Consider the following 23967-nt stretch of genomic DNA (forward strand, 5'->3'; position numbering starts at 1 on the left):
GCACCAAAAACTGTGGGGGCTGGCTGTCCAGCTCCCACAGGAACTGCGAATTCAGAGCACATCCCGTTTTCCTTTATTTGAGGTGGGGCACATGGCTGTTAATGATGATCGTGCAGGCGCATCGCCGCTGATCGAAAAACGTTCGATCGACTACATCCCCGAATCCGAACGTCATGGTCGGCTCTTTAGCCAGTTCACGCTGTGGCTGGGCGCCAACCTGCAGATCACGGCAATCGTGACGGGCGCGCTGGCCGTAGTGCTGGGCGGCGATGTGTTCTGGTCGCTGATCGGCCTGTTTGTCGGACAGGTGCTGGGCGGCGCGGTGATGGCGCTGCACGGTGCCCAGGGGCCGCAACTGGGTCTGCCGCAGATGATTTCCAGCCGTGTGCAGTTCGGGGTGTATGGCGCGGTGGTGCCGCTGGTGCTGGTGTGCCTGATGTACATCGGGTTTTCGGCCAGCGGCTCGCTGCTGGCCGGGCAGGCGATTGCCCAGTTGCTGCAGGTTGAGGACTGGGTCGGCATTGTCGCCTTTGCCGGCTTTATCGTCGTCCTGACCATCTTCGGCTACCGGGTGATTCACGGCATTGGCCGGGTCGCCAGTGTGCTGGGGGTGATTGCCTTCATCTATCTGTTCTACAAGCTGCTGGCAGGCAATGACATCGGTGCGTTGCTGGCCAACAAGCATTTCTCCATCAGCAGCTTTTTGCTGGCGATCTCGCTGTCCGCCTCCTGGCAAATTGCGTTTGGCCCTTATGTGGCGGATTACTCGCGCTACCTGCCGAGCAAGACTTCGCCGGTCAAAACCTTTTGGGCCATCAGTCTGGGTTCTGTCGTCGGCGCCCAGATTGCCATGGTGTTCGGCGTGCTGGCTGCCGCTCTGGCAGGCTCGCAATTCGCTCATCACGAAGTGTCATTCATTGTCGGACTGGGCGGCACCGGCATTGTGGCGGCGTTGCTGTATTTCGCCGTGGCCTTCGGCAAGGTGACGATCACCACACTCAATGCCTACGGCAGTTTCATGTCCATCGCCACCATCGTCAGCGGCTTTCGCGGCAGCCGGCGGATTCCCAGTGGTGTGCGCTTGCTCTACATCCTGGTGATGGTCGCCATGGCCACCACCCTGGCACTGTTGGGCAAAGACTCGTTCCTCAAGGATTTCTCCGCTTTTATCCTGTTTCTGCTGGCGTTTTTCACGCCATGGAGCGCGATCAACCTGGTGGATTTCTACTGCATCACCAAAGAGCGCTACGACATCCCGGCGCTGTCCAACCCCGAGGGTCGATATGGCCGCTGGAACCGGGTTGGCTTGAGCGTCTATGTGTTTGGCGTGCTGATTCAAATGCCTTTTATGTCGACCCATTTTTACACCGGCCCGCTGGTGGATAGCCTGGGCGGCACCGATATCTCCTGGATCATCGGCCTGGTCGTGCCTGCAGCCCTGTATTACTGGGCTGCAAGGAAGTGGGCGCGGCCGGTTCCCGAGCACCTGATTTTACCGGCCGAATCCCATGCGCCCGCCCATACGGCAGCTGTTCTGCCCGTTGTGGCCGCAACGATTTAGCCTGCAAGCATCAACTCGCCCACAGTGAATGGCAGCCAACAAGAATTTCAAAGGAGCATTAATGTGAACCGTTTAAACCTGATCCCCGGCCAACTGAGCCTTGCCCAACTGCGTGAAATCTACCAGCAGCCGGTAACCCTCAGTCTGGACGAAAGCGCTTCGGCGCAGATTGATGCCAGCGTGGCCTGCGTCGAGCAGATCCTTGCCGAGAACCGCACCACCTACGGCATCAATACCGGTTTTGGTTTGTTGGCTTCGACAAAAATTGCCAGCGAAGACCTGGAAAACCTCCAGCGTTCGCTGGTGCTGTCCCATGCGGCCGGTATCGGCGAGCCGTTGAGCGACGACATGGTGCGCCTGATCATGGTGCTCAAGGTCAACAGCCTGAGCCGTGGTTTTTCCGGGATCCGCCGCACAGTGATCGATGCCTTGATCGCTTTGATCAATGCCCAGGTCTATCCGCATATCCCGCTTAAAGGTTCGGTCGGCGCATCGGGTGATCTGGCGCCTTTGGCCCATATGTCCCTGGTGCTGCTGGGCGAAGGCAAGGCGCGCTACAAAGGTCAATGGCTGGACGCCGTTGCCGCCTTGAAGCAGGCCGGTCTTGAGCCGCTGACCCTGGCCGCCAAGGAAGGCCTGGCCTTGCTCAACGGCACTCAGGTATCGACTGCCTACGCGCTGCGCGGCCTGTTTGAAGGTGAAGACCTGTTCGCGGCCGCCATGGCCTGCGGCGGCCTGACGGTGGAAGCGGTGCTGGGTTCGCGCTCGCCATTCGACCCTCGCATTCATGCGGCACGTGGTCAGCGCGGGCAAATCGACGCCGCTGCGATCTACCGTGACCTGCTGGGCACCCGTAGCGAAGTCTCCGAGTCGCACAAAAACTGCGACAAGGTGCAAGACCCGTACTCCCTGCGCTGCCAGCCGCAAGTGATGGGCGCCTGCCTGACCCAGTTCCGCCAGGCCGCCGAAGTGCTGGCCATTGAAGCCAACGCCGTGTCGGACAACCCGCTGGTGTTTGCCGAGCAGGGCGATGTGATCTCGGGCGGCAACTTCCACGCCGAGCCGGTTGCGATGGCGGCCGATAACATGGCCTTGGCCATTGCTGAAATCGGTTCGCTGAGCGAGCGCCGCATCTCGTTGATGATGGACAAGCACATGTCACAACTGCCGCCGTTCCTGGTGGCCAATGGCGGCGTCAACTCCGGCTTCATGATCGCTCAGGTGACGGCGGCAGCCCTGGCCAGCGAGAACAAGGCGCTGGCCCATCCCCATAGCGTCGACAGCATTCCGACCTCGGCCAACCAGGAAGACCACGTCTCGATGGCCCCGGCTGCAGGCAAGCGTCTGTGGGAAATGGCCGAGAACACCCGTGGCGTGCTGGCGGTCGAGTGGCTGGCTGCGTGCCAGGGGCTCGATCTGCGCGATGGCCTGAAAACCTCGGTCAAGCTTGAAATTGCCCGTACCACCCTGCGCAGCAAAGTTGCGTTCTACGAGAAGGACCGCTTCTTCGCTCCGGACATCGAAGCCGCCATGCACCTGCTGGCATCCCGTTGTCTGAATGCGTTGGTGCCTGCCAACGTTCTTCCGAGCCTGTAACCCCAAAATCGCAGAACGCTCCTGGAGCGTTCTGCGTATCTGTTTTCGCCGACAAAAATAACTAGGGACGCGAAATGCAAAGTCAAACTCAAGGTTTGAAGCGCGGGCTATCGGCTCGTCACATCCGTTTTATGGCGCTGGGTTCAGCGATCGGGACGGGTCTTTTTTATGGTTCAGCCGCTGCCATCCAAATGGCTGGACCTGCTGTGCTGCTGGCGTATCTGATTGGCGGCGCGGCGGTCTTTATGGTGATGCGCGCACTGGGCGAAATGGCTGTGCGCGACCCGGTCTCCGGCTCGTTCGGTCATTACGCCAGCACCTACCTGGGGCCGATGTCCGGCTTTATCCTCGGCTGGACCTATGCCTTCGAGATGATCATCGTGTGTCTGGCCGATATCACTGCGTTCGGTATTTACATGGGCTTCTGGTTCCCCGAAGTGGCGCGCTGGATCTGGGTGCTGGGCATCGTGCTGCTGATCGGCGGGCTGAACCTGTGCAGCGTTAAAGTCTTCGGTGAAATGGAGTTCTGGCTGTCGCTGCTCAAAGTCGCCGCCATTGTGGCGATGATTCTGGCCGGCTTCGGCATCATGCTGTTTGGCATCGGTACTTCCAGCACGGACGCAGCTGCCACCGGAATCAGCAATCTCTGGGCCTATGGCGGCTTTATGCCCAATGGTATCGGCGGTTTGATTGCTTCGTTTGCAGTGGTGATGTTTGCGTTTGGCGGCATTGAAATCATCGGCATCACTGCCGGCGAAGCCAAAGACCCGCAGCGCGTCATTCCCAAGGCAATCAACGCAGTCCCGTTGCGGATTTTGCTGTTCTACGTGCTGACCCTGTTTGTGCTGATGGCCATTTACCCTTGGACCCAGATTGGCAGCCAGGGCAGCCCGTTTGTGCAGATTTTTGACAGTCTGGGCATCAGCTCGGCGGCTACCATCCTCAACATTGTGGTGATTTCGGCGGCCGTGTCGGCAATCAACAGCGACATCTTCGGCGCGGGCCGCATGATGTTCGGTCTGGCCCAGCAGGGGCAGGCGCCCAAGGGCTTCGCCAAAATCTCCCGTCACGGTGTGCCGTGGATGACCGTTTTGGTCATGGGCGCCACACTTTTGGGCGGGGTGCTGCTTAACTACCTGATCCCGGAAAACATCTTCCTGGTCATCGCCTCGATTGCGACCTTCGCCACCGTGTGGGTATGGTTGATGATTCTGGTGACCCAGGTAGCCATGCGCCGCTCCATGACCCGTGAACAAGTGGCCGAGCTCAAGTTCCCGGTGCCGTTCTGGCCGTATGCACCCATCGCGGCCATCGTGTTCATGGTGTTTATCTTTGGCGTGCTGGGCTATTTCCCTGAAACCCGGGCGGCGTTGGTGGTCGGTGCGGTCTGGATTGTGCTGTTGGTGGTGGCTTACCTGCTGTGGGTAAAACCGGCTGCCGGCCGTTCGATTGAAGTGGCTCCCGAGCTTTCCTGAGTTTCTGATCATTGACGGAGTGACTGAATGAAAACCCTGTGGCAGCACTGCAATGTCGCGACCATGGCCAACGGTACGTACTCGATCATCGAGGATGCGGCCATTGTGACCCGTGACGAGTTCATTGAGTGGATAGGCCCGCGTCTGCAATTGCCAGCGGGCGAGTACGGTCGGACCCGCGAACTGGAAGGCGCGTGGGTCACCCCGGGGCTCATCGATTGCCATACGCATACGGTATTTGGCGGTAACCGCAGCGGCGAGTTCGAGCAGCGCCTGCAAGGCGTTAGCTATGCAGAAATCGCCGCAGCCGGTGGTGGTATTGCCAGCACCGTGCGTGCGACCCGTGCTGCCAGCGAAGACGAATTGTTCGCCAGTGCCCGTGAGCGCTTGATCTGTTTGCTGCGCGATGGTGTGACCAGCGTCGAGATCAAGTCCGGTTACGGACTGAGCCTTGAGAGTGAGCGCAAAATCCTGCGGGTGATTCGTCGTCTTGGCCAGGAGTTGCCGGTAACGGTGCGCAGCACCTGTCTGGCCGCCCACGCCTTGCCACCGGAATACAAGGACCGTGCTGACGACTACATCGAGCATATCTGCAGTGAAATGCTCCCCGCGCTGGCGGCTGAAGGGCTGGTGGATGCGGTAGATGCGTTCTGCGAATACCTGGCGTTTTCGCCCGCGCAGGTCGAACGGGTGTTCAAAGTGGCCCAGGCGCTGGAGTTGCCGGTAAAACTGCACGCCGAGCAACTGTCGTCCTTGCACGGTTCCAGCCTGGCGGCGCGCTATCAGGCGCTGTCGGCGGATCATCTGGAGTTCATGACTGAAGAAGACGCCATTGCCATGGCAAAAGCCGGCACCGTTGCGGTGCTATTGCCGGGCGCGTTTTACTTCCTGCGTGAAACGCAACTGCCGCCCATGGATGCCTTGCGCAAGCACGGGGTGAAAATCGCTATCGCCAGTGACCTCAACCCCGGCACGTCGCCAGGCTTGTCGCTGCGCCTGATGCTGAACATGGCCTGTACCTTGTTCCGCATGACGCCTGAAGAAGCCCTGGCCGGCGTGACGCAGCACGCAGCCACGGCATTGGGCATGGGCGAAACCCACGGTTCGCTGGAACCGGGCAAAGTGGCCGACTTTGTGGCCTGGAATATCGATCGCCCGGCAGACCTGGCCTATTGGCTGGGCGGTGATCTGGATAAACGCGTCGTGCGCAATGGCGTCGACGTCGAGCTTTAGGAGAAACGCTTGTGGATAAGGTTCTGACATTCAAACAGGGTCGCGTGCCATTGCTGATCAGCATGCCCCACGCGGGCTTGAAGCTGACCCCGGCAGTCAAAGCTGGTCTGATTCCCGAGGCGCAAAGCCTGCCGGACACCGACTGGCATATCCCGCAGCTTTACGATTTTGCTCAAGCGCTGGGGGCCAGCACCCTGGCGGCCGAGTATTCGCGCTTTGTGATCGACCTCAATCGCCCCGAAGACGATGCGCCGATGTATGTGGGGGCAACCACCGGCCTGTTCCCGGCCACGCTGTTCGACGGCGTACCGTTGTTTCGCGAGGGGCAGGTGCCGTCGGCGGCAGAGCGGGCGACGTATCTGGAGCAGATCTGGAAGCCTTACCACCAGACCTTGCAGCAGGAGCTCAAACGCCTCAAGGATGAGTTTGGCTACGCGCTGTTGTTCGACGCGCACTCCATCCGCTCACAGGTGCCGCATCTGTTTGACGGCCGCCTGCCGGACTTCAATCTGGGGACCTTCAATGGCGCCAGTTGCGACCCGGCCCTGGCCCGTGATCTGGAGGCGATTTGCGCTGAGCACCCGGCCTACAGCCACGTGCTGAACGGGCGTTTCAAGGGCGGACATATCACCCGCCATTACGGCAGCCCTGTGGACAACATTCATGCGGTGCAGCTGGAGCTGGCGCAGTGCACCTATATGGAAGAGTTCGAGCCGTTCAAGTATCGACAGGATCTGGCCGCACCGACTCAAGTGGTGCTCAGGCAATTGCTGACGCGGATCATCGAGTGGGGCCAACAGCGCTACGCATAACCTGAACCCTGTAGGAGCGAGCTGTTTGCCAGCGAATGGAAAAGCTCGCGAGCAAGCAGCGTTATGGGGGAATGCTCATTCCATCAATCGGGTTTATGATGCCAGACGGCAACATTTTTCAGCCTCACATGGAGTGCGTAATGCAAACCTTGTTCCCGCAGATCAAACCCTACGCCCGGCATGAACTGGCAGTGGAAGAGCCACACGTGCTCTACATTGATGAAAGTGGCTCCCCGGACGGCTTGCCGGTGGTGTTTGTCCACGGGGGGCCGGGATCTGGTTGCGACGCCAACAGCCGCTGCTATTTCGATCCCAATCTGTACCGCATCATCACGTTCGATCAGCGCGGTTGCGGGCGTTCGACTCCCCACGCGAGCCTGGATAACAACACTACCTGGGATCTGGTGGCCGACATGGAGCGGATTCGTCTGTTCCTGGGCATCGACAAATGGGTGCTGTTTGGCGGCTCGTGGGGCTCGACGCTGTCGCTGGCCTATGCGCAAAGCCATCCGGACCGGGTGCACGGCCTTATCCTGCGCGGGATCTTTCTGGCCCGGCCACAAGAAATCGAATGGTTCTACCAGTCGGGGGCAAGCCGGATCTTTCCGGATTACTGGCAAGATTATGTGGCGCCCATTCCAGAGGAAGAGCGTCATGATCTGTTGGGCGCTTTTCATCAGCGTCTCACCGGCAACGACCAGATTGCCCAGATGCACGCCGCCAAGGCGTGGGCAGCCTGGGAAGGGCGTGCTGCCACCTTGCGGCCAAACCCGCAAGTGGTCGACCGCTTCTGTGACCCCCATCGGGCCTTGTCGATTGCCCGGATCGAGTGTCATTACTTCATGAACAGCGCGTTTCTGGAGTCCAACCAACTGATCCGCGACATGCACAAAATTGCCCACTTGCCGGGTGTGATCGTGCACGGTCGTTACGACATGATTTGCCCGCTGGACAATGCCTGGGAGCTGCATCAGAACTGGCCCGACAGCGAGCTGCAAGTGATTCGCGATGCCGGGCACGTGGCGTCTGAGCCCGGTATTACCGATGCGCTGGTGCGTGCCACTGAGCAAATGGCCCGCCGTCTGCTGCGTTTGCAGCCCGACGAAGCATGAAGGGGCTGTTACAACGCGTCAGTGGCGCACGGGTAGAGGTCGGCGGGGAGATTGTCGGTTCAATTGATCAGGGCTTGCTGGTGCTGGTTGCTGTCGAGCCGGGTGACACCGAGGCGAATGCCGCCAAGCTGCTGCACAAATTGCTTAATTATCGGGTTTTCAGCGATGAGGAAGGCAAGATGAACCTGTCGCTGGCCGACATCAACGGCGGTTTGCTGCTGGTTTCACAGTTCACCCTCGCCGCCGATACCAAAAGCGGCCTGCGCCCGAGTTTCTCCACGGCAGCGCCCCCTGCACTGGCTGAGGCGCTGTTCAATCACCTGCTGAGCGAAGCCGCACGCCTGCATCCGACCGTCGAATCGGGTCGCTTTGGAGCCGATATGCAGGTGCATTTAGTCAACGACGGCCCGGTTACATTTTTGTTAAGTACCTAAAAGCACAAAAAATCGCATTTTCGTCCGAAAACAGGGGGTTTTAGCGAGAAATACTTGCTGAGACTAGATGCGTTGTAACGCGGCCTACTAGATAATCCTGCGCTACATAGAGTCTTGTCCTACTGTCTTGGGGAATCATTCATCCCTTTGGCTGTCGGAAGAGTGCTCGCCAACCTGGCATAAAGATCGCTGGCCGTTGGTTTCATCATCTGTTTTCGGCGAGGTTTGCTCGTGATTGTTAGTCCAATTAATGCACCAAAAAGGTCTGCCAAGCGGTTGCGCAACGCACTGGTGACGGGCTCTGCGCTCTTTTGCTTGTTCGGTGCGGGTCAACTGTGGGCATTTAGTCTGGATGACGTGGCGGCTGAGGCGAAGACCCTGGCTGAACAGAAATACCAAGCGCCACGCAGTAATCTGCCGAACGAATTCCGCGACATGAAGTTCGCGGATTATCAAAAGATTCAGTTCAACCGCGATAAAGCCCAGTGGGCAGGGGATAAAACCCCTTTCAAACTGTCCTTCTATCACCAGGGCATGCATTTCGACACGCCGGTGAAAATCAATGAAGTGACTGCCACCAAGGTCGAAGAGATCAAGTACGACCCGAGCCGTTTCACCTTCGGTGACGTCAAGTTCGACCCCAAGGCCACCGAAAATCTCGGCTGGGCCGGTTTCCGCGTGCTGTATCCGATCAACAAGGCGGATAAGCAGGACGAAATCATGACCATGCTCGGCGCGAGCTACTTTCGCGTAGTGGGCAAAGGGCAGATCTACGGTCTTTCGGCTCGTGGCATGGCAATCGACACGGCATTGCCATCGGGCGAAGAGTTCCCGCGCTTCACCGAGTTCTGGATTGAAAAGCCCAAGCCCAATGACAAGCATCTGGTGATTTTCGCCTTGCTCGATTCGCCACGTGCGACCGGTGCTTACCGCTTTACCCTGCGTCCAAGCATGGACACTGTGGTCGACGTCCAGGCGCAAATGTTCCTGCGTGACAAAGTGGGCAAGCTGGGCATCGCTCCGCTGACCAGCATGTACCTGTTCGGCGCCAATCAGCCGTCCAAAGTCCTCAACTACCGTCGCGAACTGCACGACTCGTCGGGCCTGGCGATCCATGCCGGCAATGGCGAGTGGATCTGGCGTCCGCTGAACAACCCGAAACATCTTTCGGTCAGCAACTTCTCGGTCGAAAACCCGCTGGGCTTTGGCTTGCTGCAACGTGGCCGCGACTTCAGCCACTATGAAGACCTCGACGACCGCTACGACAAGCGCCCAAGCGCCTGGATCGAACCAAAAGGCGATTGGGGCAAGGGCACTGTAAACCTGGTGGAAATTCCGACTGCTGACGAAACCAACGACAATATCGTTGCGTTCTGGAGCCCGGAAAAACAGCCTGAGCCGCTTAAACCGTTTGATTTCGCTTACCGCATGCACTGGACCCTGGATGAAGCTGCCTTGCACCCGACTGACAGCGCGTGGGTCAAACAGACCTTGCGTTCGACTGGCGACGTCAAGCAGTCCAACCTGATCCGTCAGCCAGACGGCAGCGTGGCGTACCTGGTCGACTTCGAAGGCCCGTCGCTTGAAAAACTGCCTGAAAATGCACCCGTGCGTAGCCAGGTCAGTGTTGGCGACAATGCCGATCTGGTTGAAAACAGCGTGCGCTACAACCCTGAGACCAAAGGCTGGCGCCTGACCCTGCGGATGAAAATCAAAGATCCGAGCAAGGCCACGGAAATGCGTGCGGCACTGGTCCAGGATGTAGAAACGCCGGCGGCCAAACCTGCAGCCCCTGTTACCAAAGCTGAAAAAGCTGCGGCCAAGGCCAAGGACAAGCAAGAGCACAACGCCAAGGACGCCAAAGCGCCTGCGGCCGAAGCTGCCCCGGCCACGCCGGAACCGGTCAAGACTGAGAAAGTTTTGACTGAGACCTGGAGCTACCAGTTGCCCGCCGATGAGTAATGCTCAAGCCCGGCCAGACTCGCTCGGCGAGTATCTGGCGCATTTGCCACTGAACGATGAGCAGCGCGCCGAACTGGCGAGCTGCACCTCGTTCGCCGAGTTGCACGCGCGTTTGTCGGCACAGACCGACATCGATGCCGCCGAGGCCGCTCAGGCTTCGGTGGGCACGCGTCTGAACCTCAGTTCGGCAGCTGAACTCGAGGAAGCAGAAATGCTCGCCCTCGACGCCAGCGGCCGGGTGATGCTCAAGGCAACGCCGCCGATTCGCCGTACCAAAGTGGTACCCGAACCGTGGCGGACCAATATCCTGGTTCGTGGCTGGCGCCGTTTGACCGGGCGCAGCAACCCGCCCAAGCAACAAATCGACGAGCGCGTGCTGCCCAAGGCCCGCTGGCGTACGGTGGGTTCGATCCGCCGTTACATCCTGTTGGTCCTGATGCTGGGTCAAACCATCGTCGCCGGCTGGTACATGAAAGGCATCATGCCGTATCAGGGCTGGGCCTTCGTCGACCTCGAAGAAGTGCTGCACCAGCCGTTGATGCAGACGGCGCAGCAAGTACTGCCCTATGCCTTGCAGACCAGCATCCTGATCTTGTTCGGGATTCTGTTCTGCTGGGTGTCGGCAGGTTTCTGGACGGCCCTGATGGGTTTTCTGGAACTGCTGACAGGGCATGACAAATACCGCATTTCCGGCAAAAGTGCCGGCAATGAGCCGATCCCTGAGCAGGCACGCACAGCGTTGGTCATGCCTATTTGTAACGAAGACGTAACCCGCGTGTTTGCGGGCTTGCGGGCTACCTACGAATCGGTCGCGGCCACGGGTGATCTGGATCGCTTCGACTTCTTTGTTCTGAGCGACAGCAACGACCCTGACATCTGCGTCGCCGAGCAACAGGCCTGGCTGGATGTGTGCCGCGAAACAGAAGGCTTCGGGCGGATTTTCTATCGCCGTCGTCGTCGTCGTGTGAAACGTAAGAGCGGCAACCTGGACGACTTCTGTCGTCGCTGGGGCGGTGATTACAAGTACATGGTGGTGCTCGACGCAGACAGCGTCATGAGCGGCGAATGCCTTACCAGTCTGGTGCGCTTGATGGAAGCCACGCCAGACGCCGGCATTATCCAGACCGCGCCACGGGCGTCGGGCATGGACACTCTGTATGCGCGGATGCAGCAATTTGCGACGCGGGTATACGGGCCGCTGTTCACAGCCGGTTTGCACTTCTGGCAGCTGGGTGAATCCCACTACTGGGGCCACAACGCGATCATCCGCATGCAACCTTTTATCGAACACTGCGCCCTGGCGCCGTTGCCGGGTAAAGGGGCTTTTGCGGGGGCGATCCTGTCCCACGACTTCGTTGAAGCCGCATTGATGCGTCGTGCCGGTTGGGGTGTATGGATTGCCTACGACTTGCCGGGCAGCTATGAAGAACTGCCGCCAAACCTGCTGGACGAACTCAAGCGTGACCGTCGCTGGTGTCACGGCAACTTGATGAACTTCCGTCTGTTCCTGGTCAAGGGCATGCACCCGGTTCACCGTGCGGTGTTCCTGACGGGCGTGATGTCGTACCTGTCGGCGCCGTTGTGGTTCTTCTTCCTGCTGCTGTCGACGGCCCTGCTGGCGGTCAACACGCTGATGGAACCGCAGTACTTCATGGAACCGCGCCAGCTGTACCCGCTGTGGCCACAATGGCACCCGGACAAGGCCGTGGCGCTGTTTTCGACCACTATCGTGCTGCTGTTCCTGCCTAAATTGCTCAGCATCATTCTGATCTGGGCCAAGGGCGCCAAAGAGTTCGGTGGCAAGTTCAAAGTCACGTTGTCGATGTTGCTGGAAATGCTGTTCTCGATGCTGCTGGCACCGGTGCGCATGATCTTCCACACCCGCTTTGTACTGGCTGCATTCCTTGGCTGGGCGGCGACCTGGAACTCGCCACAACGCGACGACGACTCCACGCCATGGAGCGAAGCCGTACGCCGGCATGGCCCGCAAACCCTTCTGGGTGCGGCCTGGGCTGCGTTGGTGCTGTGGTTGAACCCAAGCTTCCTGTGGTGGCTGGTGCCGATTGTCGGTTCGCTGATGCTGTCGATTCCGGTGTCGGTGATTTCCAGCCGGGTCAAGCTGGGCCTCAAGTCCCGTGACGAAAGCCTGTTCCTGATTCCTGAGGAATACGCACCGCCACGTGAGTTGTCGGCTACTGCCGAGTACACCCATGAGAACCGCTACCGCGCGCTGCATGACGGCTTTGTCCGGGCCGTGGTTGATCCGCAGCAGAATGCCCTGGCTTGTGGCCTGGCAACTTCGCGTCACCGTGAGGCCGAACCGATTGAATGGTTGCGGGCCGAACGCGTGCGCCATGCAATCAAGGTCGGACCTCAGGGTCTGAACAACAATGAGCGTATGGCGTTGTTGAGCGACCCTGTTGCACTGGCGCGCCTGCATGAGCTGGTGTGGAGCGAAGGTCACGAAGACTGGTTGAACGCCTGGCGTGAGTCGGTCGCAGCTGACCCTCACGCACCATTGTTGCCATTACAACCTGCTGCTTGATCTGACGTGAGCAGCCTGCTCCTGCTTTTGCAGGAGCGGGCTTGCCCGCAATAGCCCGGGCCGTATCGCCGGCAAGCCGGCCCCCCCCACAGATCACTCCCTGCCAGCACCCCCCCGCCTGTCACGCTTTTCTATCTCAAAACTCGTCTCATAACCCCTCTGTGAGTTAGCATCCGTCTCCGAATGGGTGAGTGCCCGGCTTTATTGGCTTTTTGAATCGGGCCGGCCGTTGGCCAACACCTTTATAAGCAGGTCGAGGGGGAGTTGATGATGAAGAAGTTTCTGTCAAAACTGCTGTGTGGTGTCACTGCACTGCTGGCGGTGAGCGCCGCTCATGCAGGCGCAATCGAGGACGCGGTCAAGCGCGGTACGTTGAAAGTGGGCATGGACCCGACCTACATGCCATTCGAAATGACCAACAAACGGGGTCAGATCATTGGCTTCGAAGTCGATCTGCTCAAAGCCATGGCCAAGTCCATGGGCGTCAAACTGGAACTGGTGTCCACCGGCTATGACGGCATCATCCCGGCCCTGATGACCAACAAGTTCGACATGATCGGCAGCGGCATGACCCTGACCCAGGAGCGCAACCTGCGCCTCAATTTCAGCGAACCCTTCATTGTTGTGGGCCAGACCCTGCTAATTCGCAAGGAGCTGGAAGACAAGGTCAAATCCTACAAAGACCTGAACGACCCGCAATACCGCCTGACTTCGAAGATCGGCACCACGGGTGAAATCGTCGCCCGCAAACTGATGTCCAAAGCCCAGTACCACGGTTACGACAACGAACCGGAAGCGGTACTGGACGTGGTTAACGGCAAGGCTGATGCGTTTATCTACGACGCGCCGTACAACGTTGTGGCAGTCAACAAGTTCGGTAACGGCAAGCTGGTGTTCCTCGACAAGCCATTCACCTACGAGCCGCTGGCCTTTGGTCTGAAGAAAGGCGACTACGACAGCATCAACTACATCAACAACTTCCTGCACCAGATCCACGAAGACGGCACCTACGATCGCATCCATGACAAGTGGTTCAAAGACACTGCCTGGCTCAAGGACATGGAATAAGGCTGTTTTTCAATCGCGAGCCTTGGCGTTATCTCCTGTAGGAGCGAGCTTGCTCGCGATTGACGGCCTCCCTAGCGACACAAAACGTGGAACCTGAAAGTGATCAAACAGAAAAAACCCCAGTGGCCCTGGCACGTATTGACCGTGCTGGTGCTCATCGGTCTGGCGGGCGGTCTGTACTACGCCACCTCGCTGATGTCCTACGAATGGCGCTGGAATCGTGTCCCGCAGTACTTCGCCTACCAGGCTGAAGAAGCCCAGCGGGCAGCAGAAACTTCGACCGTGATTGAGCTGGTGCGTAAGGGCGACACTACCGAAGTTGTATTGAAAGGTGATGATGGCGCCGAACAGCGTCTGACGGTTGCCGACAACAGCCTGCAACTGGCCGAAGGCGACGATGTGGCCGAAGGCGATGTGGTGGGCGTCAATCGTCATTGGGCCGCTGGGCCGCTGCTTTGGGGCTTGTGGACCACCGTCTGGCTGTCGCTGGTATCGGGTGTGTTGGGCTTGCTGATCGGTCTGGCCACAGGGCTGTGCCGGTTGTCGAAAAACCCGACCCTGCGCGATCTTTCGACCCTGTACGTCGAACTGGTGCGTGGCACACCGCTGCTGGTACAGATTTTTATCTTCTACTTCTTTATTGGCACCGTGCTCAACCTGTCCCGCGAATTTGCCGGTATTGCCGCGCTGTCGCTGTTTACCGGTGCGTATGTGGCCGAAATCATACGCTCGGGCGTGCAGTCTATCGCCCGCGGGCAAGACGAGGCGGCGCGCTCGCTGGGCCTCAATGCCAGCCAGTCGATGCGCCACGTGGTACTGCCGCAGGCCTTCAAGCGCGTACTGCCGCCGTTGGCCGGGCAATTTATCAGTCTGGTAAAAGACACCTCACTGGTGTCGGTGATTGCGATTACCGAGCTGCTTAAAAGCGGCCGTGAAGTCATCACCACTTCGTTTTCGCCGTTCGAAATCCTGTTCTGCGTGGCGGGCCTGTACCTGTTGATCAACCTGCCGCTGTCGCATTTGGCCAGCCGGCTTGAGCGGAGGCTTGCGCAAAGTGATTGAAGTTCGCGAACTGGTAAAAGTCTTCGATACCCGCGGGCAGATCGTCCGCGCGGTAGACAATGTCAGCACCACAGTCGCCAAAGGCGAAGTGCTGGTGGTGATCGGGCCTTCGGGTTCGGGTAAATCAACCTTTCTGCGCTGCCTTAACGGGCTGGAAGAATTCGACTCAGGTTCGGTCAGCATCGACGGCCTGGACCTGGCCAACCCGAAAACTGACGTCAACGCTTATCGGCGTGAAGTCGGCATGGTGTTCCAGCATTTCAACCTGTTCCCGCACATGACCGTGCTCGAAAACCTGTGCCTGGCGCAGAAGGTCGTGCGCAAGCGCGGCAAGGCCGAGCGTGAAGCCAAGGCCCGTGCGTTGCTGGAGAAGGTCGGAATCGGGCAGAAGGCCAATGAGTACCCGTCGCGGCTCTCGGGCGGCCAGCAGCAGCGCGTGGCGATTGCCCGTGCGCTGGCGATGGAGCCCAAGGTGATGCTGTTCGACGAACCGACTTCGGCGCTAGACCCGGAAATGGTCGGCGAAGTACTGGACGTGATGAAGACCCTGGCCCGCGAAGGCATGACCATGGTCTGCGTGACCCATGAGATGGGTTTTGCCCGTGAAGTGGCCAATCGCGTGCTGTTCTTTGATCACGGCAAACTGTTGGAGGATTCCGCCCCGGAAGACTTCTTCAACTCGCCCAAAGACCTGCGGGCCCAGGCGTTTCTGCGCCAGGTGCTGTAACCCTGCAGGAGCAAGCTTGCCTGTAGGAGCGAGCTTGCTCGCGAGCTTTTTCTAGATCGCTGCAAAGAGCTCGCGAGTCAGCTCGCTCCTACAGGTCCTTCATACCTTGAAGCGCCCCACCAGCGTTTGAAGGTGCGTTCCCAGGCGGGCCAGCTCAGTACTGGACGCTGCCGTCTCTTCACTGGCCGCCGCCGTTTGCTCTGACACATCACGCACATTCAGTACGCTGCGATTAATCTCTTCAGCCACGGCGCTTTGCTGTTCGGCTGCCGCGGCGATCTGTTGATTCATGCCCTGAATGGTCGAGACCGTGCGCGTAATACTGCCCAGGGCTTCGCCTGCGCGGCGGGTGAGTTCAACGCTGCTATGGGTCAGGGTGCGACTGCTGTCCATGCTGCTGGAGGCTTGCCGGGTGCCGCTCTGCAGGCCTTCAATCAGCGCTTCAATCTCTTCTGTGGACTTTTGCGTACGTTGCGCCAGGCTGCGCACCTCGTCGGCAACCACCGCAAAACCGCGTCCTGCTTCACCGGCCCGGGCGGCCTCAATGGCGGCATTGAGCGCCAGCAGGTTGGTTTGTTGGGCGACAGACTTGATGACATCGAGCACGCTGCCAATCTTGTCGCTTTCACGCTTGAGGTGGTCCATGGCCTCGGAGGACTGCCCCACTTCGACCGCCAGTTTCTCGATCTGGGCAATTGCCTCGCCGACCACTTTGTCACCCTCGCGGGCTTGCTGGTCGGCGACAACGGCGGCTTCTGATGCCTCTTCGGCATTGCGTGCCACCTCCTGCACGGTTGCCGCCATTTCGTGCATGGCGGTAGCTACTTGATCGGTTTCGACTTTCTGGCTGTTGACCCCGGCGCTGGTTTGTTCGGTCACGGCCGAGAGTTGTTCGGCGGCGCTGGCAATCTGGGTTATGCCATCGCTGATTCCGCCAATCAGCTCGCGCAGGCTGCGGGTCATCCTTTGGATCGCTTGCTGCAGCTGGCCCAGTTCGTCGCGGCGATCGGTCTGAATGTCATGGCTCAGGTCGCCTGAGGCGATCGACTCAACGGTTTTGAGCGTGCGCTGAAGCGGTATGACGATCTGTCGGGTAATGACCCAGGCAGCAATGATGCCCAGTACCAGCGCCAGCAACGCACAGCTGAAGAGCAGGATTTGGGCCTGTTGGCTGTCCTGGTCGCGTTTTGCAGTTTGCAGCGCTGAAAGTGTCTGGCTCAGATCGATCAGGTTGCTGCCCTGCAGCTGCATGCGCGTCAGCGCCCGGGCGTTGTCGACTTGAGCATCGCGATAGGCGGTCACGGCGGTCCGATAGTTTTGCATTGCCTGCTTGGCTTGCTGCATGCGGGAAAGGTGTTCTTCGGGGAGTCTGGCGGGCAGGCTGTCGAGCTCTTTGAGTGCATTGTCGATGGCGTCCAGAGCAGGCTGCCCGGCTTCGGGGTTGGCGCTATAGGTGTAGCCACGCACTTGGAACCGGGCTTGTTGCAGCAATTTTTCCAGTTGGATCACGCTGTTGAACTGCGCCAGGTTGTCGCCTTGCAGCAAAGCTTTTTCGACCTCTGCAACGCTGGCGACGGCACTGTCAGCCGTACTGCCGAGCTGTGCACGGCTGGCTTCGCGAGCCTGAATGGCCAGGCCGGAATCGGCGAACGCCCGTTTGTATTCAGCCACTGCGCTGAGTTGTTGCTCGACCAGTGCCAGCTCCGCCTGATCGGTGAGCTGCTTGTGCGAAAGCTGTAGCGCCTGGTCCAGTGCGGCCAGTTGCTCATTTACCTCTGCGTTGCCTTTCTCACCCTTGTCCCGCTCATAGTCCAGGCGCGCAATTCGCAGGTCCTTGGTCAACCCGATGATCTTTGAGATGTTGGCCAGCTTGTCGCCGCGGTCGATCACCGAAACCAGCCCCCTCCAACCGGTAGCGGTAATCAGCACTGTTAAAACCAGCACCAGACCAAACCCGAGACTCAGTTTGCGGTTAACGCTGATGTTGCCGAGCAGTCGGGCCAGTTGACGGTACATGGTGAGGCTCCTTTACGGCGCAGATCGCAAGACGCCAAGCAGACCATCGCTTTGCGGTCTTTATGGGTAACAGGGCATCGGCGCGCGGGAGCAGAACTGTAGGGCGGGTACTGAATGTGTGATGCAGGTCGCAAGTGCTATGGCACAACCCTGTAGCCGCTGACGAGGAACGAGGCTGCGATAAGGGCCAGGGCCTTCAACCCCGGGGCCTGCTGCGTCGTCCATCGCAGCCTCGTCAGCGACTACGTGGCCGGTGTCAGAACAACCGGGCGAGAAGGGCGGTGACGGCAGTTTCGACCCGCAGGATGCGGGCGCCGAGTTGCACCGGTTGCAGGCCGGCTTTGGCCAGCAGGTCGATTTCGTAAGGGATCCAGCCGCCTTCCGGACCGATGGCCAGGGTAACCGGTTCACTCAGGCCGCGCGGGCAAGCGGGGTAATCACCCGGGTGGCCAACCAGGCCCAGTGTGCCTTCGACCAGCTGTGGCAGGCGGTCTTCGACAAACGGTTTAAAGCGTTTTTCGATGACGATTTCAGGCAACACGCTATCGCGGGACTGCTCGAGCCCCAGAATCAGCTGTTCACGAATCGCTTCAGGTTCCAGGAACGGCGTCTGCCAAAAACTCTTTTCGACCCGGTAACTGTTGACCAATACCACTTTCGGCACGCCCATCGAGGCGACAGTTTGCAGCACCCGGCGCAGCATTTTCGGGCGTGGCAAGGCCAGTAACAGGGTCAGCGGAAGTTTCTCGGGCGGTGGCTGGTCGAGGCTGTGGATGACCAGTTCGGCTTCTTTGGCCTCAAGGCGTACCAGTTCGGCGCTGCCCATCAACCCGCCGATGCGCCCGACCCGCAGGCTGTCGCCTACGGCGGCGCGGTGAACTTCCTGCATGTGGGTCAGACGCCGGTCGCGCAGGATCACGCGGTCGGTGGCAATGAAATCAGCCTCTTCGAGGAGCAGCAGGTTCACGCTTGCGGTGCTGGCGGCTGAGCGTCGCTGCCAGGCTGCTCGTCCGGGTGATCGCCACGTTTGTTTTTGCTGACCAGGCTGCCAAACAGAATGCCGATTTCAAACAGCATCCACATCGGGATTGCCAGCAGGGTCTGGGAGAAGATGTCCGGCGGCGTCAGAATCATGCCCACCACGAAGCAGCCGATGATCACGTACGGCCGGATCTTGCGCAGGTATTTGACGTCGACAATGCCGATCCATACCAGCAGCACCACTGCCACCGGGATTTCAAAGGCCACGCCAAAGGCAAAAAACAGGGTCATGACGAAATCAAGGTAGCTGCTGATGTCGGTCATCATGGCGACGCCTTCCGGTGTCGCGGCGGCAAAGAACTTGAACACCAGCGGGAACACCAGGAAGTAGGCGAACGCCATGCCGGCGTAGAACAGGAAGATGCTGGAAACCAGCAGCGGTACGGCAATGCGCTTTTCGTGCTTGTACAGGCCGGGTGCGATAAAGCCCCAGATCTGGTGCAGGATCACCGGAATCGCAATAAACAGCGACACCATCATGGTCAGCTTGAGCGGCGTGAGGAACGGCGATGCCACGTCGGTGGCGATCATCGTGGCACCCACCGGCAGGTATTCACGCAACGGCGTGGAAACCAGGGTGTAGATCTGCTGGGTGAAGGCAAACAACCCGATGAAGATCAGAAAAATCGCGGCGATGCAGCGCAGCAGGCGGGTGCGCAGCTCGGTCAGGTGCGATACCAGCGGCATCGGCTGGTCGTGTTCAGTCTTGTCGCTCATGCGCTTAGGGGGCTCGCGGTGGCAGGGTTGAGTCGTGAGGCGCTGGCGGTTGGGGCGCAGGCTCGGACCCGGTCTTGCTCAGGTTGATCGGAGCAGGGCCCGGCGGCTCTGCAGGCACCGGTTGCTCAGGCGTTGCCAGAGGCTCGGTCGGCACAGCAGGTGCAGGCGGTTGAAGCGGGGCCAGAATTTTCTTGGCTTCTTCTTCCATCGACAGGATGTGCTCGTTGTGCAATTGCCGACGAATTTCGTCGGCGCCGATTTCACGCTCAACTTCCTGTTTGATCGCATTGAAGCTGCGTTTCAAGCGGCCGATCCACAGGCCCGCCGTGCGTGCTGCCCCCGGCAGGCGCTCGGGGCCGAGCACCAACAGGGCCACCAGGCCAACGAGCAGCAGTTCACTGAAGCTGATACCGAACATTATTTTTGGCTCACACGTCTTTGCGGGTCGGCTCTTCGACTTTTTGCGCCTGCACGTCAATGGTGTGCGGCTCGTTCAGGGTCGAAGTGGTGTGTGGCTGCGGGGCGGCCGTTGGCTGTGCAGGCGGCACTACCGGCTCGGCAGGCTTCTCGTCGTCGTTCATGGCTTTGCGAAAGCCCTTGATCGATTCGCCCACGTCAGTACCCAGGTTTTTCAGTTTTTTGGTGCCGAAGACCAGGACCACGACTACCAGAATGACGATCCAGTGTTTCCAGTCAAAAATACCCATGATGAGTTCCTTGCTAAATAAGTTTAAGCGGATGGCCGCGAGGCTTTTTCCACGTGGCCGGAGGTGCCGATGCGACGCTCCAGCTCATCCAGTACGGCCTGAGGATGCTGACCCAGCTGGGCAAGCATGATCATGCTGTGGAACCATAAATCGGCGGTTTCGTAGATCACATCGCTGCAATCCCCGCTGATGGCCGCATCCTTGGCTGCGATGATGGTTTCAACCGACTCTTCGCCGACCTTCTCCAGAATCTTGTTCAAACCCTTGTGGTACAGGCTGGCGACATACGAACTGTCCGGCGAGGCGCCTTTGCGCTCTTCGAGTACCCGGGCAACGCGGCTCAATGTGTCAGTCATGGGAGTGTCCTGCGTGATAGATGGCGTGCGGGTCTTTAAGCACCGGATCGACGGTCTTCCAACCGGCGTTTTCGTACACGCGATAGAAGCAGCTCTGACGGCCTGTATGGCAGGCGATATCACCGATTTGCTCAACCATCAGGATGATGACGTCAGCATCACAGTCCAGGCGCATTTCGTGCAGTTTTTGCACGTGGCCTGATTCTTCACCCTTGCGCCACAATTTGCCACGCGAACGTGACCAGTAAATGGCACGGTTCTCGGCGGCGGTCAGGCTCAGGGCTTCGCGGTTCATCCAGGCCATCATCAAGACGCGCCCGGTTTTATGGTCCTGGGCAATCGCCGGCACCAGGCCGTCGCTGTCCCATTTGATTTCGTCCAGCCAGTTGTTCATGTTCGACTCCGCGCGTAGCGATTTAACAGTTTGCCAGCCTCGCCAGATAGTGGCTAGAACTCCTGCAGGAGAGAGCTTGCTCCTGCAGATTATCGGCGCACGATCAGATATAGGCCCACGGCCAGCAAGATCCCGGCCGGCCAGTAGCTTAGGGTGTGCAGCGGCCCGACACTGGCCAGCAGGGCACCTGCGGCCAGATGCCCGGCACCGAGCAGACGCAGGAACCAGCTGTCCCGTGGTTCGCTGATCACCAGGCGCTGGTTTTTGGCATGGGGTTGCGACATGCGCTCCAGCAGGTCCCGGGTCATGCCGGCCAGATGCGGGATCTGCTCGACCTGGCTGTGCAGGTTGCGCAGCAAGGTTTTGGGGCTTACGCGTTCACGCATCCAGCGCTCGAGGAACGGCTGCGCGGTGCTCCATAGGTCGAGGTCGGGGTACAGCTGACGCCCCAGGCCTTCAATGTTGAGCAGGGTTTTTTGCAGTAGCACCAGCTGCGGCTGGACTTCCATATTGAAGCGCCGGGCGGTCTGGAACAGGCGCATCAGCACCTGGCCAAAGGAAATTTCTTTAAGCGGTTTTTCAAAGATCGGCTCGCATACGGTACGGATCGCGGCTTCAAACTCGTTGAGTTTGGTGTGTGCCGGTACCCAGCCCGAATCAATGTGCAACTGCGCCACCCGGCGGTAATCACGCTTGAAGAAGGCAAACAGGTTGCGCGCCAGGTAGTCCTGGTCCTCGGGGGTCAGGCTGCCGACGATGCCGCAGTCGATGGCGATGTATTGCGGGCTCCACGGGCTGACAGTGCTGACGAAAATGTTGCCGGGGTGCATGTCGGCGTGAAAGAAACTGTCACGAAATACCTGGGTGAAGAAAATCTCGACTCCGCGTTCGGCCAGCATCTTCATGTCGGTGCGCTGGTCGGCCAAGGTTTTGAGGTCTGTGACCTGAACCCCGTAGATGCGCTCCATCACCAGGACTTTGGGGCGGCACCAGTCCCAGTAAATCTGCGGCACGTAGAGCATCGGCGAGCCTTCGAAGTTACGTTTGAGCTGGCTGGCGTTGGCCGCTTCACGCAACAGGTCGAGTTCGTCATAAATGGTCTTTTCGTAGTCACTGACCACGTCTACCGGATGCAGCAACCGGGCGTCGGCGCTCAGGCGTTCGGCAACCCTGGCCAGAATGAACAGCCACGCCAGGTCCGAACCAATGATTGGCTTGAGGCCCGGGCGTACGACCTTGACCACAACTTCTTCGCCGGTCTTGAGCTTGGCCGAGTGAACCTGGGCCACCGAGGCCGAGGCCAGCGGCTCGATGTCAAAACGGCTGAACACTTCGCTGATTGTGGCGCCGAGTTGCTCTTCGATCAGTTTGACCGCCACTTGGGGGTCGAACGGAGGTACGCGGTCCTGCAACAGCATCAGTTCGTCGGCGATGTCTTCGGGCAGCAAGTCGCGACGGGTCGAGAGGATTTGCCCGAACTTGATAAAGATCGGTCCCAGATCCTGCAGCGCCAAGCGCAGTGCAGCGCCGCGGCTCAGTTCCAGCTTCTTGCGCGGGAACCAGCGCCACGGCAGCGCATAGCGCAACGAGAGCATCCACCACGGCAAGGGCAGGGCGAACAGCAAGTCATCAAGGCGGTAGCGAATGACGACGCGCTGGATGCGAAACAAACGGCGTATGGCAAGCAGCTTCATGCGTTATCGCTGGAATTGAGGGATCGGCCAAGGCGCTCAAAGCGCGCCTCAAGGCGGTCCAGGTCGAGTTTGAGTTGGTCGAGTTCGTCAAAACGCGCTTGCGCTTCACGTTGTCCGACCAAGGTGCGGGCTTCTTCGCTGAGGTATTCGGCCAGATTCTGATTCAGGCTGGCGAACCCTTGCTGATACCAGTTGGCGCGGCTGCGCAGGTGACCACCAATCAGTGCCGTGGCGACCGGCCCGAGCCAGCGCGAGAGTTCGTACTCCCAGTCCAGCTCCAGGTCCTGCAGCACCTGGGCGAGCGCCATCAATGCATGGCTGTCGCCCTCAAGATCTACTTCAGGGCTGTGCAGCACGGCGGTTTTGTCTTTGCTCAGAACCAGGCGCAACAAGCTGGATGCGGGTGCACGCAGGGTGCAATCGGCATCGGCTGCCCATTGGCTAGCCAGCAGCAGGCCTTCATCGCTGGGCAGGATAAACAGCTGCAATGGCGGAGCCGCGCATTCGACGGCAATGACTTTGCCGGTCAAAGGCTGCAGGCGCGCCATGGCTGTACTGTCCAACCGTAAAATACGATTGACGCCGTTTTCGACGCTGGCGAGAAGACCGCGCAATAACATCAGGGCTTGATGCCGCGGTGCAGCGCGACGATGCCTGAAGTCATGTTGTGATAGGTCACCCGGTCAAACCCGGCCTCGACCATCATCGACTTCAGTGTCTCCTGGTTCGGGTGCATGCGGATCGACTCGGCCAGGTAGCGATAGCTCTCCGGGTCATTGAGGATCAGCTTGCCAACCATCGGCATGAAGGCGAACGAATAAGCATCGTAAACCTTGGACATCAAGGGGTTGGTCGGTTTGGAGAACTCCAGCACCAACAGGCGTCCGCCCGGCTTGAGTACCCGCAGCATGGAGCGCAATGCGTCTTCCTTGTGGGTCACGTTGCGCAGGCCGAAGGCGATGGTTACGCAATCGAAGTGGTTGTCCGGGAACGGCAGCTTTTCAGCGTCGGCCTGAACAAACTCGATATTGCCGGCAACACCTTTGTCCAGCAGGCGGTCACGGCCGACCTTGAGCATGGAGGCGTTGATATCAGCCAGCACGACCTGGCCGGTAGGGCCGACCAGATGGGAAAACTTGCGGGCCAGGTCACCGGTGCCGCCTGCGATGTCCAGCACCTTGTTGCCCGGGCGTACGCCGGACAGTTCGATGGTGAAACGCTTCCACAGACGGTGCATGCCGCCTGAGAGGACGTCGTTCATCAAGTCATATTTAGCGGCTACAGAGTGAAAAACCTCGGCGACTTTTTCCGCCTTCTGGCTTTCCGGAACATTTTTGAAGCCGAAGTGAGTGGTGGGTTCGGCATCGCTGCCTTTGCGCTGATCAGTCATATCGCTGTCACCAAAAGAGAATGCTGGACATTCTAATCCCGGTGGCCGGCTTTGTCTTGGCGAGG

The 23967-nt window shown here is 59.3% G+C and carries 22 protein-coding genes and 1 pseudogene; 12 read left to right on the top strand and 11 right to left on the bottom strand.

Annotated elements, in window-relative coordinates; translation table 11 throughout:
• The first annotated feature begins 91 nt into the window (after positions 1 to 91).
• The 12 genes from ACP7BO_RS14665 to ACP7BO_RS14720 all read left to right on the top strand — a co-directional run bounded on the left by ACP7BO_RS14665 (position 92) and on the right by ACP7BO_RS14720 (position 15587).
• Entirely contained in the window at positions 92 to 1561 is a 1470-nt protein-coding gene (locus ACP7BO_RS14665) for a purine-cytosine permease family protein (protein WP_397455146.1), read from the top strand.
• Between the two features lie 63 nt (positions 1562 to 1624).
• Positions 1625 to 3157 (top strand): histidine ammonia-lyase, encoded by a 1533-nt coding sequence (hutH, locus tag ACP7BO_RS14670; RefSeq protein WP_125863068.1) that lies wholly within the window; start codon positions 1625 to 1627, stop codon positions 3155 to 3157.
• Positions 3158 to 3231: 74 nt separating this feature from the next.
• On the top strand, positions 3232 to 4632 hold the full coding sequence (locus ACP7BO_RS14675) for an amino acid permease (RefSeq protein ID WP_426211125.1): 1401 nt from the start codon (positions 3232 to 3234) through the stop codon (positions 4630 to 4632).
• A 27-nt stretch (positions 4633 to 4659) separates the two neighbouring features.
• Positions 4660 to 5865: an imidazolonepropionase gene (gene hutI / locus ACP7BO_RS14680; RefSeq protein WP_060696033.1), complete on the top strand. Its 1206-nt coding sequence runs from the start codon at positions 4660 to 4662 to the stop codon at positions 5863 to 5865.
• 11 nt (positions 5866 to 5876) lie between these two features.
• Positions 5877 to 6677, top strand: a complete 801-nt coding sequence (gene hutG, locus ACP7BO_RS14685) for an N-formylglutamate deformylase (protein ID WP_397455144.1) — start codon at positions 5877 to 5879, stop codon at positions 6675 to 6677.
• A gap of 140 nt (positions 6678 to 6817) precedes the next feature.
• Entirely contained in the window at positions 6818 to 7789 is a 972-nt protein-coding gene (pip, locus tag ACP7BO_RS14690) for a prolyl aminopeptidase (RefSeq protein WP_397455143.1), read from the top strand.
• Positions 7786 to 8223, top strand: a complete 438-nt coding sequence (gene dtd, locus ACP7BO_RS14695; protein ID WP_060696027.1) for a D-aminoacyl-tRNA deacylase — start codon at positions 7786 to 7788, stop codon at positions 8221 to 8223. Before pip ends, dtd begins: the two co-directional genes overlap by 4 nt.
• Before the next feature lie 276 nt (positions 8224 to 8499).
• Positions 8500 to 10185 (top strand): glucan biosynthesis protein G, encoded by a 1686-nt coding sequence (locus ACP7BO_RS14700; RefSeq protein ID WP_426211129.1) that lies wholly within the window; start codon positions 8500 to 8502, stop codon positions 10183 to 10185.
• Positions 10178 to 12730 (top strand): glucans biosynthesis glucosyltransferase MdoH, encoded by a 2553-nt coding sequence (gene mdoH, locus ACP7BO_RS14705; protein ID WP_397455142.1) that lies wholly within the window; start codon positions 10178 to 10180, stop codon positions 12728 to 12730. The genes ACP7BO_RS14700 and mdoH overlap by 8 nt, the downstream gene beginning before the upstream one ends.
• Before the next feature lie 270 nt (positions 12731 to 13000).
• Positions 13001 to 13798, top strand: a complete 798-nt coding sequence (locus ACP7BO_RS14710) for a transporter substrate-binding domain-containing protein (protein WP_003438717.1) — start codon at positions 13001 to 13003, stop codon at positions 13796 to 13798.
• Positions 13799 to 13900: 102 nt separating this feature from the next.
• Positions 13901 to 14860: an amino acid ABC transporter permease gene (locus ACP7BO_RS14715; protein WP_426211403.1), complete on the top strand. Its 960-nt coding sequence runs from the start codon at positions 13901 to 13903 to the stop codon at positions 14858 to 14860.
• A complete protein-coding gene (locus ACP7BO_RS14720; protein ID WP_060696992.1) occupies positions 14853 to 15587 on the top strand; it encodes an amino acid ABC transporter ATP-binding protein in 735 nt (244 codons plus the stop codon). The genes ACP7BO_RS14715 and ACP7BO_RS14720 overlap by 8 nt, the downstream gene beginning before the upstream one ends.
• 99 nt (positions 15588 to 15686) lie before the next feature.
• Here the strand turns inward: ACP7BO_RS14720 and ACP7BO_RS14725 are convergent, their stop codons facing one another.
• The 11 genes and pseudogenes from ACP7BO_RS14725 to ubiE form a co-directional block, all read right to left on the bottom strand.
• A complete protein-coding gene (locus tag ACP7BO_RS14725; protein ID WP_426211406.1) occupies positions 15687 to 16550 on the bottom strand; it encodes a methyl-accepting chemotaxis protein in 864 nt (287 codons plus the stop codon).
• Positions 16542 to 17603: pseudogene (locus ACP7BO_RS14730) on the bottom strand (methyl-accepting chemotaxis protein); the annotation flags it as partial. The pseudogene ACP7BO_RS14730 and the gene ACP7BO_RS14725, both read right to left, overlap by 9 nt.
• Before the next feature lie 256 nt (positions 17604 to 17859).
• Positions 17860 to 18570 carry a 16S rRNA (uracil(1498)-N(3))-methyltransferase gene (locus ACP7BO_RS14735; protein WP_397455141.1) on the bottom strand — a complete coding sequence of 237 codons (711 nt, stop codon included), beginning with the start codon at positions 18568 to 18570 and terminating at the stop codon, positions 17860 to 17862.
• Entirely contained in the window at positions 18567 to 19361 is a 795-nt protein-coding gene (tatC, locus tag ACP7BO_RS14740; protein WP_073509370.1) for a twin-arginine translocase subunit TatC, read from the bottom strand. Before tatC ends, ACP7BO_RS14735 begins: the two co-directional genes overlap by 4 nt.
• A gap of 4 nt (positions 19362 to 19365) precedes the next feature.
• Positions 19366 to 19779: a Sec-independent protein translocase protein TatB gene (gene tatB, locus ACP7BO_RS14745; RefSeq protein WP_426211132.1), complete on the bottom strand. Its 414-nt coding sequence runs from the start codon at positions 19777 to 19779 to the stop codon at positions 19366 to 19368.
• 10 nt (positions 19780 to 19789) lie between these two features.
• A complete protein-coding gene (locus ACP7BO_RS14750) occupies positions 19790 to 20068 on the bottom strand; it encodes a twin-arginine translocase TatA/TatE family subunit (RefSeq protein ID WP_019825245.1) in 279 nt (92 codons plus the stop codon).
• A 23-nt stretch (positions 20069 to 20091) separates the two neighbouring features.
• A complete protein-coding gene (locus ACP7BO_RS14755) occupies positions 20092 to 20424 on the bottom strand; it encodes a phosphoribosyl-ATP diphosphatase (protein WP_003438737.1) in 333 nt (110 codons plus the stop codon).
• Positions 20417 to 20818, bottom strand: coding sequence for a phosphoribosyl-AMP cyclohydrolase (gene hisI / locus ACP7BO_RS14760; RefSeq protein WP_397455139.1), 402 nt, complete (start codon positions 20816 to 20818; stop codon positions 20417 to 20419). Before hisI ends, ACP7BO_RS14755 begins: the two co-directional genes overlap by 8 nt.
• Positions 20819 to 20907: 89 nt before the next feature.
• Entirely contained in the window at positions 20908 to 22512 is a 1605-nt protein-coding gene (gene ubiB / locus ACP7BO_RS14765) for a ubiquinone biosynthesis regulatory protein kinase UbiB (RefSeq protein WP_060696012.1), read from the bottom strand.
• Complete coding sequence (locus tag ACP7BO_RS14770) at positions 22509 to 23132, bottom strand: SCP2 domain-containing protein (RefSeq protein ID WP_397455138.1); 624 nt, start codon at positions 23130 to 23132, stop codon at positions 22509 to 22511. Before ACP7BO_RS14770 ends, ubiB begins: the two co-directional genes overlap by 4 nt.
• Positions 23132 to 23902 (bottom strand): bifunctional demethylmenaquinone methyltransferase/2-methoxy-6-polyprenyl-1,4-benzoquinol methylase UbiE, encoded by a 771-nt coding sequence (gene ubiE / locus ACP7BO_RS14775; protein ID WP_003438744.1) that lies wholly within the window; start codon positions 23900 to 23902, stop codon positions 23132 to 23134. The genes ACP7BO_RS14770 and ubiE overlap by 1 nt, the downstream gene beginning before the upstream one ends.
• Positions 23903 to 23967 lie beyond the last annotated feature (65 nt).

The organism is Pseudomonas sp. TWR2-1-1 (assembly GCF_049897045.1).
GTDB lineage: Bacteria > Pseudomonadota > Gammaproteobacteria > Pseudomonadales > Pseudomonadaceae > Aquipseudomonas > Aquipseudomonas versuta.